This is a genomic window from Reyranella sp. (assembly GCF_044224635.1).
GTDB lineage: Bacteria > Pseudomonadota > Alphaproteobacteria > Reyranellales > Reyranellaceae > Reyranella.
In genome coordinates this window covers 64,182-78,037 of record NZ_JBGAKA010000004.1, presented here as the reverse complement: position 1 = coordinate 78,037, position 13,856 = coordinate 64,182, and the positions used below count along the sequence as shown (strand labels likewise).

15 protein-coding genes are annotated in these 13,856 nt (G+C 65.1%); 2 read left to right on the top strand and 13 right to left on the bottom strand.

Annotation, left to right across the window (positions count from 1 at the left end; all coding sequences use genetic code 11):
• Window positions 1–143 precede the first annotated feature (143 nt).
• A complete protein-coding gene (locus ACILR9_RS05380; protein WP_395708872.1) occupies window positions 144–1,727 on the bottom strand; it encodes an ABC transporter substrate-binding protein in 1,584 nt (527 codons plus the stop codon).
• A 68-nt stretch (window positions 1,728–1,795) separates the two neighbouring features.
• Between ACILR9_RS05380 and ACILR9_RS05375 the strand changes: the two genes are divergently transcribed.
• Entirely contained in the window at window positions 1,796–2,560 is a 765-nt protein-coding gene (locus tag ACILR9_RS05375) for a DODA-type extradiol aromatic ring-opening family dioxygenase (protein ID WP_395708871.1), read from the top strand.
• A 172-nt stretch (window positions 2,561–2,732) separates the two neighbouring features.
• Here ACILR9_RS05375 and grxD read toward each other — a convergent pair whose 3' ends face one another.
• From grxD to purC, 6 genes are all read right to left on the bottom strand, one after another.
• Entirely contained in the window at window positions 2,733–3,074 is a 342-nt protein-coding gene (grxD, locus tag ACILR9_RS05370) for a Grx4 family monothiol glutaredoxin (RefSeq protein ID WP_395708870.1), read from the bottom strand.
• Window positions 3,075–3,128: 54 nt separating this feature from the next.
• A complete protein-coding gene (locus ACILR9_RS05365) occupies window positions 3,129–3,365 on the bottom strand; it encodes a BolA/IbaG family iron-sulfur metabolism protein (protein WP_395708869.1) in 237 nt (78 codons plus the stop codon).
• 17 nt (window positions 3,366–3,382) lie between these two features.
• Window positions 3,383–5,641: a phosphoribosylformylglycinamidine synthase subunit PurL gene (gene purL, locus ACILR9_RS05360; RefSeq protein WP_395708868.1), complete on the bottom strand. Its 2,259-nt coding sequence runs from the start codon at window positions 5,639–5,641 to the stop codon at window positions 3,383–3,385.
• A 144-nt stretch (window positions 5,642–5,785) separates the two neighbouring features.
• Window positions 5,786–6,475: a phosphoribosylformylglycinamidine synthase subunit PurQ gene (purQ, locus tag ACILR9_RS05355; RefSeq protein ID WP_395708867.1), complete on the bottom strand. Its 690-nt coding sequence runs from the start codon at window positions 6,473–6,475 to the stop codon at window positions 5,786–5,788.
• Between the two features lie 151 nt (window positions 6,476–6,626).
• A complete protein-coding gene (gene purS, locus ACILR9_RS05350; protein ID WP_395708866.1) occupies window positions 6,627–6,869 on the bottom strand; it encodes a phosphoribosylformylglycinamidine synthase subunit PurS in 243 nt (80 codons plus the stop codon).
• Between the two features lie 42 nt (window positions 6,870–6,911).
• Window positions 6,912–7,676 (bottom strand): phosphoribosylaminoimidazolesuccinocarboxamide synthase, encoded by a 765-nt coding sequence (purC, locus tag ACILR9_RS05345; protein ID WP_395708865.1) that lies wholly within the window; start codon window positions 7,674–7,676, stop codon window positions 6,912–6,914.
• 155 nt (window positions 7,677–7,831) lie between these two features.
• Between purC and ACILR9_RS05340 the strand changes: the two genes are divergently transcribed.
• On the top strand, window positions 7,832–8,956 hold the full coding sequence (locus ACILR9_RS05340; protein WP_395708864.1) for a ferritin-like domain-containing protein: 1,125 nt from the start codon (window positions 7,832–7,834) through the stop codon (window positions 8,954–8,956).
• Between the two features lie 48 nt (window positions 8,957–9,004).
• Here ACILR9_RS05340 and ACILR9_RS05335 read toward each other — a convergent pair whose 3' ends face one another.
• The 6 genes from ACILR9_RS05335 to ACILR9_RS05310 form a co-directional block, all read right to left on the bottom strand.
• Window positions 9,005–9,427, bottom strand: coding sequence for a cupin domain-containing protein (locus ACILR9_RS05335; RefSeq protein ID WP_395708863.1), 423 nt, complete (start codon window positions 9,425–9,427; stop codon window positions 9,005–9,007).
• Between the two features lie 331 nt (window positions 9,428–9,758).
• Window positions 9,759–10,547 (bottom strand): enoyl-CoA hydratase/isomerase family protein, encoded by a 789-nt coding sequence (locus ACILR9_RS05330; RefSeq protein WP_395708862.1) that lies wholly within the window; start codon window positions 10,545–10,547, stop codon window positions 9,759–9,761.
• A gap of 31 nt (window positions 10,548–10,578) precedes the next feature.
• Window positions 10,579–11,283 (bottom strand): class I SAM-dependent methyltransferase, encoded by a 705-nt coding sequence (locus tag ACILR9_RS05325; RefSeq protein WP_395708861.1) that lies wholly within the window; start codon window positions 11,281–11,283, stop codon window positions 10,579–10,581.
• Between the two features lie 4 nt (window positions 11,284–11,287).
• Complete coding sequence (locus ACILR9_RS05320) at window positions 11,288–12,337, bottom strand: glycosyltransferase family 2 protein (protein ID WP_395708860.1); 1,050 nt, start codon at window positions 12,335–12,337, stop codon at window positions 11,288–11,290.
• A gap of 64 nt (window positions 12,338–12,401) precedes the next feature.
• Window positions 12,402–12,848: a hypothetical protein gene (locus ACILR9_RS05315; protein ID WP_395708859.1), complete on the bottom strand. Its 447-nt coding sequence runs from the start codon at window positions 12,846–12,848 to the stop codon at window positions 12,402–12,404.
• Between the two features lie 83 nt (window positions 12,849–12,931).
• A complete protein-coding gene (locus ACILR9_RS05310) occupies window positions 12,932–13,780 on the bottom strand; it encodes a MaoC family dehydratase N-terminal domain-containing protein (RefSeq protein WP_395708858.1) in 849 nt (282 codons plus the stop codon).
• Window positions 13,781–13,856: the final 76 nt, after the last annotated feature.

Below are 13,856 nucleotides of genomic sequence, written 5' to 3'. Positions count from 1 at the left end.
AAGCGGCGGTGCGCTGGCAGGAGCAGCCGCTCGCCGAGGCGGCGTAGGGTTGCAGCACGCATCGCCGGATGCGGACCACCGGGTGGCGTCCATGAAAACGGCACGGAGTGCCGCGCTTCCGGCGTGCCTGCCGGATGGTTTCTCTACTTCTTGGTGATGTTCCACCACACCGGCACCGGGCCGGCCAACCAGCCCGAGATGCGATCCTTGCGGTAGGCGCCGAACGCCTTGTACTGCCCGAGCACGATGTAGCTCGCCTGCTCCATGACGCGGTCGGAGACGGCGAGCGCGATCTGCTTGCGCTTCTCCGGATCGCCTTCGCGGGCGTAGCTGGAACGCAGCTTCTCCATCTCCGGATCGCACGGCCAGCCGAACCACGCCTTGTCGCAGCCGCCGCTGGTGAAGGAATTGCCGGCCGGGTTGTCGGCGTCGACTGTGACGGTGGTGGTGTAGAAGATGTTCCAGCCGCCCTTGTCGGGTGCGTCCTTCTTGGCGCGACGCGACACCACGGTCTGCCAGTCCATCGCCTGCAGGTCGACCTTGAAGCCGACCTTCTCCAGCGCCTGCTTGCCGACCGGCGGCAGCTGGTTCGACGACTGCAGGTCGGTCGCCTGCATCATGACGATCGGCGTGCCGTCGTAGCCGCTTTCCTTCAGGAGCTGGCGGGCCTTCTCGAGGTCGGGCTTGATCAGCACGTTGCCGTAGCTCTTCTCGTAGGGCGAGCCGCAGACCAGCGGCGAATTGCACACGCGATAGATCTCCGGGTCGCCGACCTGGGCGCGCAGGAAATCCTCCTGGGCGATGGCGTACATAGCCGCCTGGCGCGCCTTCACGTTGTTGAACGGCGGATGCAGGTGGTTGAAGCGCATGATGATCTGGCTGCCGAGCGCGTTCCAGCCGAACAGCGAGATGTTCTTGTCGGCCTTCAGCATCGGGAAGAGGTCAGGCACCGGCACCTCGATCAGGTCGATCTCGCCCTGCTGCAAGGCGTTGACCGCAGTCAGGGGATCGGTGATGGCGATCCATTCTACGCGGTCGATCTTCACCACCTTGCCGCCGGCCAGCATCGACGGCGGCTCGGGGCGCGGCTTGTACTTGGGATTCTTGACGTAGACGATCTTCTCGCCGGGCTTCCATTCATCCTTCTTGAAGATGAACGGGCCCGAACCGGTGTAGTCGTCGATCTGCTTGAAAGGGTCGGTTTCCGCCACTCGCTTGGGCATCATGAAGGGCACGTTGGACGACGGCTTGCCGAGCGCGTCGAGCACCAGGCCGAACGGCTCCTTGAGCACGATCTGGAAGGTCTTGGCAGCGACCGCCTTCATCTCGCTGGTCGAGGCCATCAGCTGCTGGCCGAGCGCGTCGCGCGCACCCCATCGCTTGAGCGAGGCGACGCAGTCCTCCGCGGTGACCGGCGTACCGTCGTGCCATTCCAGGCCGTCGCGCAGGGTGAACGTCCAGGTGAGCTTGTCGGCCGAGACCTCGTACTTGTCGACCATTTGCGGCTGGATGCGCAGTTGCTCGTCCTTGGCAAACAGCACGTCGTAGACCATGTAGCCGTGGTTGCGCGTGATGAAGGCCGTGGTCCAGATGGGGTCGAGCACCTTGAGGTCGGAGTGAGCGACCAGCTTCAGCGTCTGGGCGCCTGCCGGCGCGGCAGCGATCGGCAAAGCCATGAGGCAGGCGGCCGCGGCCGCGACCACCCGTCTGCGCAGGATATTCAGCATGTCAGCACACCCTTGTCTTCAAACCGGATTGCACACAGGCTGCCACGAGCCGCGTGAGGAATAAAGCGATGTCCATGCCAACGATCTTCGTGTCGCACGGCTCTCCGACGCTGATCCTGAACGACGTTCCGGCACGGGGCTTCCTGGCGTCTCTGGGCAAGGAATTGCCCAAGCCGACAGCCATCGTCGCGGTATCGGCACACTGGAATACAGACGTGCCGGCGGTGTCGCTGGCGCGCCGGCCGGGCACCATCCATGATTTCTATGGTTTCCCGGATGCGCTCTATCAATTGCGCTATGACGCGCCCGGCGCGCCGGTGTTGGCCGAGCGGGTGGCCAGGCTGACCGGCGCCGCGCACGATCCGCATCGCGGGCTGGATCACGGCGCCTGGGTGCCGGCGTTGCTGGGCTGGCCCGAGGCCGATATCCCGATCTTCCAGCTGTCCGTTCAGCCGGACGAGAGTCCGGCCCATCACATCGCGCTTGGGCGCAAGCTCGCGCCGCTGCGCGATGAGGGCGTGCTGGTGATGGGCTCGGGCAGCGCCACCCACAATCTGCGCGCCCTGGTGCGCAGTGGCGCCGCCTCCGAGCCCGAGCCGTGGGCGCAGGCCTTCGACGACTGGCTGGCCGATGCGGTGGCGCGCGGCGACGAGGCGGCGCTGGCTGGCTATCGCAGCCAAGCGCCCTATGCCGAGGCGAACCATCCCTCCGACGAGCACCTGCTGCCGCTGCACGTCGCCTACGGAGCCGCCGGCGAGGGCGCCCGTGGCCGCCCGCTGCACCGGAGCTTCACGCTCGGCAATCTTTCGATGGCGGCCTACGCGTTCGGTTAGAGCCGACCCTTCGAGACTCGGCCCGCAGCCGCTGCTTCAGGGTGGGGATTCCGCTTGGACCAATCACACGCTCCAGGGCAAAAGCAAAGGTCCCTCGCCGCGCTCGGGATGACAACATTGCTGTCATCCCGAGCGCAGCGAGGGACCTTTCTCTTCTGTTCGGGCAGTCCGCTCAGGCCGCGTGGGCCAAGGTCACGCCCTTTTCCTTGAGGAGCTGCTCGAGCTCGCCGTTCTCGAACATCTCGCGCACGATGTCGCAGCCGCCGACGAACTCACCCTTGACGTAGAGCTGGGGGATGGTCGGCCACTGGCTGAATTCCTTGATGCCCTGGCGCAGCTCGGCATCGACCAGGATGTTCACGCCGTGGAACTTCACGCCGAGCTCGCTCAGCACGTCGACGACGGCAGCCGAGAAGCCGCATTGCGGGAACACCGGCGTGCCCTTCATGAACAGCAGCACGTCGTTCTTGGAAATCTCGTCGCGGATACGCTCGAACACCTGGGGTTCGCTCATGTCGGTCTCCTGTGAGCGCCCAACGGGCGCAGAACTAGTATCAATATAGGGCCGTTACGGCTTGGGCGCCATGGTGGTCAATTTGAGGGCGTGCAAGACGCCACCCATCCGGCCGCCCAGCGCGTTGTAGACCATCTGGTGCTGCTGCACCTTGGATTTGCCGGCAAAGGCCGCGGCGACGACCGTCGCGGCGTAGTGGTCGCCGTCCCCGGCGAGGTCCTCGATCTCGACCCGGGCGCCGGGAATGCCTTCCTGGATCAGGCGGACGATGTCTTGGGCGGCCATCGGCATGGCTGGATTTTCCTGGGTTATTCGGTTGCGTTCATGTAGGCGGGCAACCACGCTTCGTGGGCCGACCGCAGCTCGCTCAGGGTCAGCGAGAGCAGGCCCTTGACGATCAGCGAGGCGCCGCCGGAGTAGCCCAGCACCGTCGCCGGCACGCCGGCTGCCTGGGCGGCCTGCATCATCTCCTCACCAGAATCGCAGGCGATGAGATAGCGGGCTTGATCCTCGCCATACAAAAACGCGTGCGAAGGCACGCCGTTGCCGGCTGGCAGGCTGATGTCGACACCGGTGCCGCCGGCCAGGCACATCTCGGCCAGCGCCACCAGGAGGCCGCCGTCGCTGAGATCATGACACGCGACAACCCGGCGGTTGGCGATCTGGGTGCGCACGAAATCGCCGTTGCGCCGTTCGACCGCCAGGTCGACGGGCGGTGGCGCGCCGTCCTCGCGGCCGCACGCCTCGCGCAGATAGAGCGACTGGCCCAACCAGCCCGTCGTGTCGCCGATCAGCACGATCGCGAGACCGTCCGACCTGATGCGTGATCCGACGGCGCAGGAGATGTCGTCGATGACGCCGACCGCGCCAATGGTCGGCGTGGGCAGGATCGGCTTGCCCTCGGTCTCATTGTAGAGCGAGACGTTGCCCGACACGACGGGGAAGTCGAGCGCTCGGCAGGCCTCGGCCATCCCCATGATGGCCCCGGCGAACTGGCCCATGATCTCGGGTTTCTGTGGATTGCCGAAATTCATGTTGTCGGTGACGGCGAGCGGCCGGGCGCCGACGGCGGTGATGTTGCGCCATGCCTCGGCGACGGCCTGCCGGCCGCCGGTCTCGGGATGGGCCTGCACGTAGCGCGGCGTGCAGTCCGACGTCATGGCGAGGCCCTTGTAGCCGACCCCATGGGCGCTGGGCGGGACGCGGACCAGCGCGGCATCGCCGTCCTGCGGCCGGATCGCCGTGTTGCCCATGATCAGGTGATCGTACTGGTGCCAGATCCATGCCTTGCTGGCGAGATCGGGACAGCTCATCAATGCGATCAACGAAGCGTTCCAGTCCGTGGGCATCGGCACGTCGGACGCGGCCAGCGCCGGCGGCAGGGGCGTCAACGTCCACGGACGCTCGTAGACCGGCGCTTCGGTGACCAGCGGCGGGATCGGAATGTTGCCGACGATGTCGCCGTGCCAGGAGAGCACCATACGTTCGGTGTCCGTGAGGTGACCGATCACCGCGAAGTCGAGCTCCCATTTCTCGAAGATGCTGCGTGCCAGCGCCTCCTGGCCGGGCTTGAGCACGATCAGCATGCGCTCCTGGCTCTCCGAGAGCATGAGCTCGTACGGGTTCATGCCGGTCTCGCGCATCGGCACCTTGTCGAGCTCGACGATCACGCCCAGCCCGCCCTTGGCCGCCATCTCGAACGAGGAGGAGGTGAGGCCTGCCGCGCCCATGTCCTGGATCGCAACGATGGCGTCGGTCGCCATCAGCTCGAGGCAGGCCTCGAGCAACAGCTTCTCGACGAATGGATCGCCGACCTGCACCGTCGGCCGCTTCTCCTCGCTGTCCTCGGAAAACTCCGTCGAGGCCATGGTGGCCCCATGGATGCCGTCGCGCCCGGTCTTGGAGCCGACATAGACCAGCGGATTGCCGATGCCGGCAGCCGCAGCATAGAAGATGCGGTTGGTCGGCGCGATGCCCACGGTCATGGCGTTGACCAGGATGTTGCCGTTGTAGGCAGCATGGAAGTTGGTCTCGCCGCCAACCGTCGGGATGCCCATGCAGTTGCCGTAGCCGCCGATGCCCGCAACCACGCCCGACACGAGATGCCGCGTCTTGGGATGCGCAGGATCGCCGAAGCGCAAGGCGTTCAGGTTGGCGACAGGCCTGGCGCCCATGGTGAAGACGTCGCGCAGGATGCCGCCGACGCCGGTCGCTGCGCCCTGGTAAGGCTCGATGTAGGAGGGGTGGTTGTGGCTCTCCATCTTGAAGATGGCCGCCTGGCCGTCGCCGATGTCGATCACGCCGGCATTCTCGCCTGGCCCCTGGATCACCCAGGGCGCCTTGGTCGGCAGCTTCTTGAGCCATACCTTGGAGGATTTGTAGGAGCAGTGCTCGCTCCACATCGCTGAGAAGATCCCCAGCTCCACCATGGTCGGTGTGCGGCCCATGATGGCGAGCACGCGCTGGTACTCGTCGGGCGACAGACCGTGCTCGGCAACGACCTGCGGTGTGATCACGGGCTCGTTGGGCAGCTTGACGGGAGGGGGCGCCTGTCGATCAGAATTCATTTCCGAAGCTCAACAAAGACATATGAGCAAGGTCCCTCGCTGTGCTCGGGATGACACCAATACTGTCATCCCGAGCACAGCGAGGGACCTTTTGGCGGCGCTCGATCCAGTTAGAGAGGTCGATGCACAGGCAGTTGACCGTCCTCATGACAGGGCGTCGACCATGCCTTCGAACAGGGCGCGGCCGTCGCAGCCGCCGAACATCGGCTCGACCGCGTTTTCCGGATGCGGCATCAACCCCATCACCGTCTTGGTCTCGTTGAACACGCCGGCGATGTTGCGGATCGAGCCGTTGGGGTTGCCGTCGGGGTCGACCGTGCCGTCGGGCGCGCAGTAGCGGAACGCCACCTGGCCGCGATCCTCGAGCCGATTCAGCGTGTTCTCGCTGGCGAAGTAGTTGCCTTCGGCATGGGCTACCGGCACGCGGATCACTTGGCCCGCGTGGTAGCGGTTGGTGAACAGGCTCTGGCTGGTCTCGACCTTGAGATGCACGTCGCGGCAGACGAACTTCAGATGGGCGTTGCGCATCAGCGTGCCGGGCAGGAGGCCGGCCTCGGTGACGATCTGGAAGCCGTTGCAGATCGCCAGCACCGGTACGCCCTGCGCGGCACGGCGCTTGACCTCGGCCATCACCGGGGATTGCGCCGCCATGGCGCCGCAGCGCAGGTAGTCGCCGTAAGAGAAGCCGCCGGGCACGACGATCAGGTCGGTCTTCTCGAAGTTGCCGTCGCCGTGCCACACCATCTGCGGCTTGCGGCCGGTGACCAGCTCGATCGCCTGGGCGACGTCGACCTCGCGGTTGGAGCCTGGGAAAACGAGGACTGCCGATTTCATCCCTGCACGCCCTTCAATTCGAGAGACGAGGAAAGGTCCCTCGCTGCGCTCGGGATGACAGTATTGTCGTCATCCCGAGCGAGACGCTTGCGAAGCAAGCGTCGTAAGCGAGGGACCTTTGCTTCCAAGGATGCTCGCGCGGTCACTCTCATCACCCCACCAGCTCGATCGAGTAGTTCTCGATCACGGTGTTGGCGAGGAGCTTGCGGCACATCTCGTCGAGCCGCGCCTTGGCGCGTGCCGTGTCGGTCTCGGTCAACTCCAGCTCGATGAACTTGCCCTGCCGGACATCGCCCACCTCGGCGAAGCCCAGCCGGTTGAGGGAATGGCCGATCGCCTTGCCCTGGGGATCGAGCACCCCGTTCTTCAGGGTCACGTGAACTCTGGCTTTCATGTCGCCTCTTTAGCTGCTCGCCTGTCTGCTGCGAGATCGCCCCTATTGCATTGTCGTCGGGCCGCGGACGTCGCCCGGCCCCTGGTCGATCAGGATGCCGAGCCGCCGGGCCACTTCCTGGTAGGCCTCCTCGACCTTGCCGAGGTCGCGGCGGAACCGGTCCTTGTCCATCTTCTCGTTGGTCCTGAGGTCCCATAGCCGGCACGAGTCAGGGCTGATCTCGTCGGCCAGCACGATCCGCACCATGTCGTCCTCATATAGGCGGCCGAACTCGACCTTGAAGTCGATCAGCTTGATGCCGCAGCCGAGAAACAGGCCGAACAGGAAGTCGTTGACGCGCAGCGTCAGGGCGACGATGTCGTCGAGGTCCTGCGGCGTCGCCCAGCCGAAGGCGGTGATGTGCTCCTCGGTCACCATGGGGTCGCCGAGGGCGTCGTTCTTGTAGAAGAACTCCATGATCGAGCGCGGTAGCTGGGTGCCCTCCTCGACGCCGAAGCGCTTGGCGAAGGAGCCTGCGGCGACATTGCGCACCACGATCTCGAGCGGGATGATCTCGACCTGACGGATGAGCTGCTCGCGCATGTTGAGCCGGCGGATGAAATGGGTCGGCACGCCGATCTCGCCGAGCTTGGTCATCAGGAACTCGGAGATCCGGTTGTTGATCACGCCCTTGCCGGTGATCGTGCCCTTCTTCTGGTTGTTGAACGCGGTGGCATCGTCCTTGAAGTACTGGACGATCGTCCCGGGCTCAGGCCCTTCGAACAAGGTCTTGGCCTTGCCCTCGTATATGCGACGGCGGCGGGACATGTCTTACTCCTTGGCGGGCCGCAACGAACCCGCTCCATTGGGGCCCCCGCCGATGGGCCGGACTATGGCGGAAATCCCTTGCGCCGCGGCGGGGGAAAAATCCATTGAAAAAGATGACACAGTCGTCATATTTGCCGGTTTGTAGGAGTCTCCACATGGCCCAGCAAATCACCTACGACAAGGCCTATGATGCCGTCGGACCCGAGGATTTCTCGGCGATGATCGAGGTGCCCCGCTATGGCCGGCGCAGCGACGCCTTCGACGCCATCATCTCGGCCACCCACGACCATTTCTGGGACCCGCTGGACAAGACCTACCTCGATTTCGACGCCCCGTTCGACATGGCGACGACGCCGATCCTGCCGCTCGACATGGTGCTCGAGCTGCGCAGCGCCGTCCGCGACCGGCTCGACGAAGGCCAGCAGGTCCAGCTGGCCAACGACGTCACCCACTGGTCCGTTTCGAACCTGCTGCATGGCGAGCAGGGGGCGCTCTCGCTGTCGGCCAGCCTGTGCCACATCCTGCTCGATCCGGGCGCCCAGGAGTATGCCGCCAACCAGGCGCGCGAGGAGGCGCGCCACGTCGCCGGCTTCACCCGCTATATCGCCAAGCGCTGGGGCGATCCCTTGCCGGTCGGCGCGACGATCGCCACGGTGCTGTCCGACCTCGTCGGCACGCCCGAGGTCTACAAGAAGATCGTCGGCATGCAGATGCTGATCGAAGGCTTGGCGATGGGCTCCTTTGCCACGATCAATGCCAAGACAAGCGACCCGGTGCTGCGCCGCCTGGTCCAGCTGGTGATGAGCGACGAGGCCTTCCACCATCGCTTCGGCCGCATCTGGGCCAACAAGACCATCCGCCATCTCAACGAGGACGAGCACCGGAAGGTCGAGGACTGGGCGGCCCAGCTCTTCCAGATGCTGCTGTTCAACCTGATCAATGCCGAGCAGAAGCAGGTCATCTACGTCAAGTACGGGCTCGATTGGCAGTGGGTGCGCGACGCCGTCAAGGAGACGTTTGGCGACGAGGAGCGCCGCGCCCAGCTCAAGGACAGCACCAACATCTTCCGCGTGCTGATCAAGACCCTTCTGCATGCCGGCATCATCACCAGCCGGACGGCACCGCTCTACGCCGTGTGGGTCGACATGAAGGAGCTCGAGGCCGAAGGCGATGGCATCCCCGGAGACGTCGTCGCCGAGGAGATGCTGGTGGTCCTGCGCGAGATCAACGCCAGGCGCAAGCGCATTGCCAGCAAGGACGTGGCGGCAACGGCTGCGTGACGGCCGCGGGATCGTTGGCGACTCTTTAGGACGGGGCGCCCTGCTGAGTCAGGATGGCAGTTGCTCCATCGGCTCGAAGTCGATCAGGTCGATCGATACGATCTCGTCCGGCTTGCCGCTGCAACAGTGAATATAGAGGGTGAGATCGCAGGAGATGCCGCCATGAACGGCTCCTGGCGCGTTGAACATGAAGGTTCCTGGCCCAGCAAGAATGCGGCCGCGCGAGTCGTAGTAGGCCCCCGCCATGATGTAGACCTCCTCGCCAAGCGATGAAGCTCGACCGACGATCTTCCACGCCTTGCCTGGCGGTGCGGTGTAGCGCGAGATCACAGTAAGGCCGTGTCGATGTTGCCTGAGCACTCGTCGCCAGCGGCCATACTCGCGGCCGTCTTGCCATTTGACATTGTAGCTTGCAGGCTCCCATTCGCCCTCGTCAGGGTTTACCCGGAAGGTTTTCCAGATATCGTCCACGGCATGCTCCTGGGTGCGGGACAGGATGCGCGCAGCTTATGCCGCCCTCGACGGCACGAGGTTTCGGCGGAAGACGAAGTATCAGATGGTGCGCGACCCTCGTGGAGCGAGGGCGACACTCGTCGGCTTCCAAGATCCTGAACCGGCACTGGAGCGTGATTTTCTTGGATTGAAGTGCAAAAGAATGACCTCACCCTGAGGAGCCACGCCGAGCGTGGCGTCTCGAAGGGTGGGCAACGGGCTTGCCTTGGCCCACCCTTCGAGACGCGGCCTGACGGCCGCTCCTCAGGGTGAGGATTTCCTTGGTGCTTCAACCCAACAGGATCACGCTCTATCGTCCGCGGAAGCTGGGCTTGCGGCGCTGTCGCCAAGCTTCGTGCGCCTCGGCCTTGTCCTCGCTCATCTCGAGCACCATGAAGCGGTAGGAATCGACCAGCGAGGAGTCGGCGATGTTGGGGATGTCGAGCCCGCGATTCATCGATTCCTTGACCATGCGCGTGGCGAGCGGCGGCAGGCCGGCGATGTGGTCGGCCACGGCCATCGCCTGCTCCATCAGCCGGGCGTGCGGCACCAGCCACTGGGCGAGGCCGATACGATAGGCTTCGTCGGCCTCGATCGGGAAACCCAGCGCTACCCGCATGGCCAGCCCCTTGCCGACGATCCGGGCAAGTCGCGTCGCCCCGCCGTAATTTGGAAGAATGCCGAGGGCGACCTGCGGGAGCCGCCATTCGGCCCGCTCCGACGCGACGATCAGATCGCAACAGAAGGTGATGATGCAGCCAATGCCGATGGCGTAGCCGTTGACCGCGCCGATCACCGGCTTGGGAAAGTCGCTGACCAGGTTCGAGGGAAAGTTGCGCGCGCGGCCCATCCGCTTGATGAACGCCTCGGCGGACCTCGTATTGTGGGTGTTGGGATCGCGGAGATTGGCGCCGGCGGAGAAGGCGCCGCCCGCCTCGTCGCCGGTCAGGATGACGGAGCGCACGTCGTCGTCGTCGGCTGCTTCGTCGAGATGGCGCAACAGGCCGTCGGCATAATCCTGGCCCCAGCAGTTGCGCGCCTCCGGGCGGCTCAGCGTCAAAATGCCCGTGTGACCCTGCTTTCGGTAGAGAAGTGGCATGGCGGTCCTCCTTGGCGGAGGTTACGGCCAGCTAGGGTTTTCTGGCCAGCACGAAGGCAGACAGGCCGGCCAGCCGGTTGATCGGGAATACCGGCAACTCGGCCGCGCAGGCGGCGCAGAGCAGGCCGTTGGTGAGGGCGCCATGCCGCTTCAGGCTCGTCCGAGGGTCGCTCGCATTGCGCGAGGCCAGCCGGACGACGACAGCCAGCGGGAAGACAAAGCCGAAATAATACGAGCCGCACACGATCTCGAGGCCGGCGGCGCGCAGGACGGCCTCGATCTCGCCCAGCCGATAGCGTCGCTTGTGCTCGAGGAAGACGTCGTGGCCGCTCCACAGGAAGCTGAAGGCGGGAACGGTCACCAGGAAGTGAGCGCTTGGCGGCACCCTGTCGGCATAGTGGCGGACCAGGCCACGGTCGTCGTCGACATGTTCCAGCACGTCCATCATCAGCACGAGGTCGCAGTCGACGTGGCCGATCGTCCGTCGGAAGCGCACCGGCTTGCCGTTGCTGCTGTCATCGCGGTCGGCGGCATAGCCGGTGTCGACACATAGCGCTGCCTGTGCGTCGGTCTTCTCCAGCAGATGGCGCGAAAAGAACCCCGATCCGGCGCCGACGTCGAGGATATGCCGCGGCTCCAGCGATGCTACGGCGCGGCTGAGGGCGGCGGCCTTCGCCCGGTAGTACCAGTGCCGGCAGATGTCGGCGCCTAAGATGTCCTCTTCCTTGAGGTCCATGCGCTCAGGGCTTGGCGGCTTGCGGCGTGCCGTCCGCGTAAACGCCCTCGACGACGTAGATCGGCCGGCTCTTGACCTCGAGGAACAGGCGGCCGAGATACTCCCCGATGATGCCGAGGGAGAGCAGCTGGATGGCGCCCATCAGCAGCACGGCGATCAGCAGCGAGGCGTAGCCCGGCGTGTCGATCCCGAAAATCAGCACCCGGGTGATGATGAACAGGGCATAGAGCATGGCGATGCTCGCCATCACGACGCCGACGTAGAACCAGGCCCGCAAGGGTGCGGTCGAGAAGCTCACCACGCCGTCGAGCGCAAAATTCCACAGCCGCCAGAAGTTGAACTTGGTCGAGCCGGCGGCCCGTTGCGGCCGCTCGTAGGGCACGCCCACGGCATTGAAGCCGACCCAGGCGAACAGGCCCTTCATGAAGCGATTGCGCTCGGGCAACTGCCTCAGCACCTCGACCGCACGACGGTCGACCAGGCGGAAGTCCCCGACATTCTCGGGAATGCGGACCGGCGACATCGAATTGAACACCCGATAGAACCAGCTGGCCGAGAGCCGCTTGGCGGCGCTGTCGGAGGTGCGCAGGGTGCGCACGCCATAAACGATGTCGTAGCCCTCGCGCCAACGGCTCATGAAGGGCTCGATCAGCTCGGGCGGATCCTGCAAGTCGATGTCCATCGGCACGATGACGTCACCGCGGGCATGGTCGATGCCGGCGGTGAGGGCGGCTTCCTTGCCGAAATTGCGCGACAGGTTGACGATCCGCAGCCGACGATCGGCGGCGCTGCGGTCGAGCAGGTGGACCAGCGTGTTGTCGCGCGAGCCGTCGTTCACGAAGACGATCTCGAAGCGGAAGCCGTCGCGCTCCATCAGGCGCGTCACCGCGCCAAGGAAGATGTCGATCGACTCCTCCTCGTTGAAGACCGGGACCACCAGCGAGAGCAGCGGGTCGGCAGGCCTGCGGTCGCGCTGAAGCGCGAGCTGCCGGCTGAGCGTGCTGCCTTGCGCGCCGTTCTGGACTGGCGGGGGAGGAATGGCCGATTCGGGCACGAAGGAGGTTTCCGTCAGACGGCTCTATACTCCTTCGCTCCCTGATGTTCGAGAGTTCTGGAGATCAGCTCACCACTTCGACCACGCCATCGAGCGACATGATGCCGATGTCGACGGCGAGCTCCGGATGTCGCTTGTTGATTTCGGCCTTGAGGGTCTTCAGGGCTTCCGTTTGCTTGGCGGTTTCCAGCGCTTTGTCGGTACGAAGGGCGTCACCGTAGGCAACAAAGGCAGCACCGCAGTCGCGATGCGTGAGGCCGACGACGCGCCTGATCTTGTGCAGCTGGATCGTGATGGCGAGGTTCTCCCAATAGGCTTTGTGCCAATGCTCGAAGGCCGGGGCCACCGCTCCGATGGGGCCGCCAGCGATGACGAATTGGCTGTATCGGTCCATGAAACCGCGGCTCACCATGTAGGCGAGCGACGTCGTCGTCACCCGGGGATCGATGCAATTGAACAGCATTGCCTCGGTGGGCTTTGACTGAGCCAGGGCGGGAAACGCCGCCATCATGGCGCCACCGAACCCGAGGCCGAGAGCGCCACGGCGTGTCAGGGCGGGCATGCAGCCGCAGCTGGCGTGGTGAATGTGTCGAGTCATTGGAACGTCGCTTTCCCCAGTTGAGCCAAGCCGCCATTGCTGTCGGCGATCCAGGTCGTCACCGAGCCATCGGGCTCCTGTCGAGCTTGGACGGAGAAGGCCGGCCCGGCATAGACAGGTGCGAGAGCGCGGAATTCAAACCTCCGCGGAATTCTACCGGGGTTCGATCGGCGCGCCAATTCCATTTGTACCAGACCCATCAATGGGCCGTGAACGATCAACCCAGGGTAGCCTTCGACCGCGGTGACATACGGCTGATCGTAGTGGATCCGATGGCCATTGAAGGTGAGGGCGGAGAAGCGGAACAGCAGCACGGGATCGGCCACGATCTTCCTGGACCAGGTGGCGTCGACCGGGGCGGGCTTTGGTTCGCGCTGGCGTTCGCTGGGCTTGGGCGCCTCGCGATAGACAATGTCGTGATCCTCGACGAAAGCCGTGCCACGAGAGCCGGCGACTGTATGCTCGACGGTGACGAAGACCATCGACCCGGTCGAGCCGGTCTTGGGCCCGACCGATTTGATGCGCGAGGTGCGGCGGGCGGTCTCGCCGATGCGCAGCGGCTCGCCAGTGAAGGCGAATCGGCTGCCTGCCCACATGCGGCGCGGCAAGGGCACGGGCGGCAGGAAGTCGCCGCGCTCGGCATGGCCGTCGGAGCCGACCTTGGAGAGCCGCGCTGCCTCGAGAAAGAACAGCCAGTGCCAGAGCGGCGGCAGTGCGTCGCCGGCAACGGGATCAGGATCGGGCTCATCCAGGGTGGCGGACAGGGCGCGCACCGGGAAGGGGGTGACGAGATCTTCGACGGCACGCGTGCGGCCGACCCATTCACGCAGCTTTTCCAATGACATACCGTCTCCTCACCCGGATTGGCCGTCGAGTCTGCCATTGCCGCAGTGGGGTGGAAAGAGCAGGGCCGCACCGCTA

What these genes read in the sequence shown, in the direction of transcription:
- ACILR9_RS05380 (WP_395708872.1), bottom strand. Translation starts at nt 1,727, where the DNA reads ATGCTGAATATCCTGCGCAGACGGGTGGTCGCGGCCGCGGCCGCCTGC.
- ACILR9_RS05375 (WP_395708871.1), top strand. Translation starts at nt 1,796, where the DNA reads ATGTCCATGCCAACGATCTTCGTGTCGCACGGCTCTCCGACGCTGATC.
- grxD (WP_395708870.1), bottom strand. Translation starts at nt 3,074, where the DNA reads ATGAGCGAACCCCAGGTGTTCGAGCGTATCCGCGACGAGATTTCCAAG.
- ACILR9_RS05365 (WP_395708869.1), bottom strand. Translation starts at nt 3,365, where the DNA reads ATGCCGATGGCCGCCCAAGACATCGTCCGCCTGATCCAGGAAGGCATT.
- purL (WP_395708868.1), bottom strand. Translation starts at nt 5,641, where the DNA reads ATGAATTCTGATCGACAGGCGCCCCCTCCCGTCAAGCTGCCCAACGAG.
- purQ (WP_395708867.1), bottom strand. Translation starts at nt 6,475, where the DNA reads ATGAAATCGGCAGTCCTCGTTTTCCCAGGCTCCAACCGCGAGGTCGAC.
- purS (WP_395708866.1), bottom strand. Translation starts at nt 6,869, where the DNA reads ATGAAAGCCAGAGTTCACGTGACCCTGAAGAACGGGGTGCTCGATCCC.
- purC (WP_395708865.1), bottom strand. Translation starts at nt 7,676, where the DNA reads ATGTCCCGCCGCCGTCGCATATACGAGGGCAAGGCCAAGACCTTGTTC.
- ACILR9_RS05340 (WP_395708864.1), top strand. Translation starts at nt 7,832, where the DNA reads ATGGCCCAGCAAATCACCTACGACAAGGCCTATGATGCCGTCGGACCC.
- ACILR9_RS05330 (WP_395708862.1), bottom strand. Translation starts at nt 10,547, where the DNA reads ATGCCACTTCTCTACCGAAAGCAGGGTCACACGGGCATTTTGACGCTG.
- ACILR9_RS05325 (WP_395708861.1), bottom strand. Translation starts at nt 11,283, where the DNA reads ATGGACCTCAAGGAAGAGGACATCTTAGGCGCCGACATCTGCCGGCAC.
- ACILR9_RS05315 (WP_395708859.1), bottom strand. Translation starts at nt 12,848, where the DNA reads ATGATGGCGGCGTTTCCCGCCCTGGCTCAGTCAAAGCCCACCGAGGCA.
- ACILR9_RS05310 (WP_395708858.1), bottom strand. Translation starts at nt 13,780, where the DNA reads ATGTCATTGGAAAAGCTGCGTGAATGGGTCGGCCGCACGCGTGCCGTC.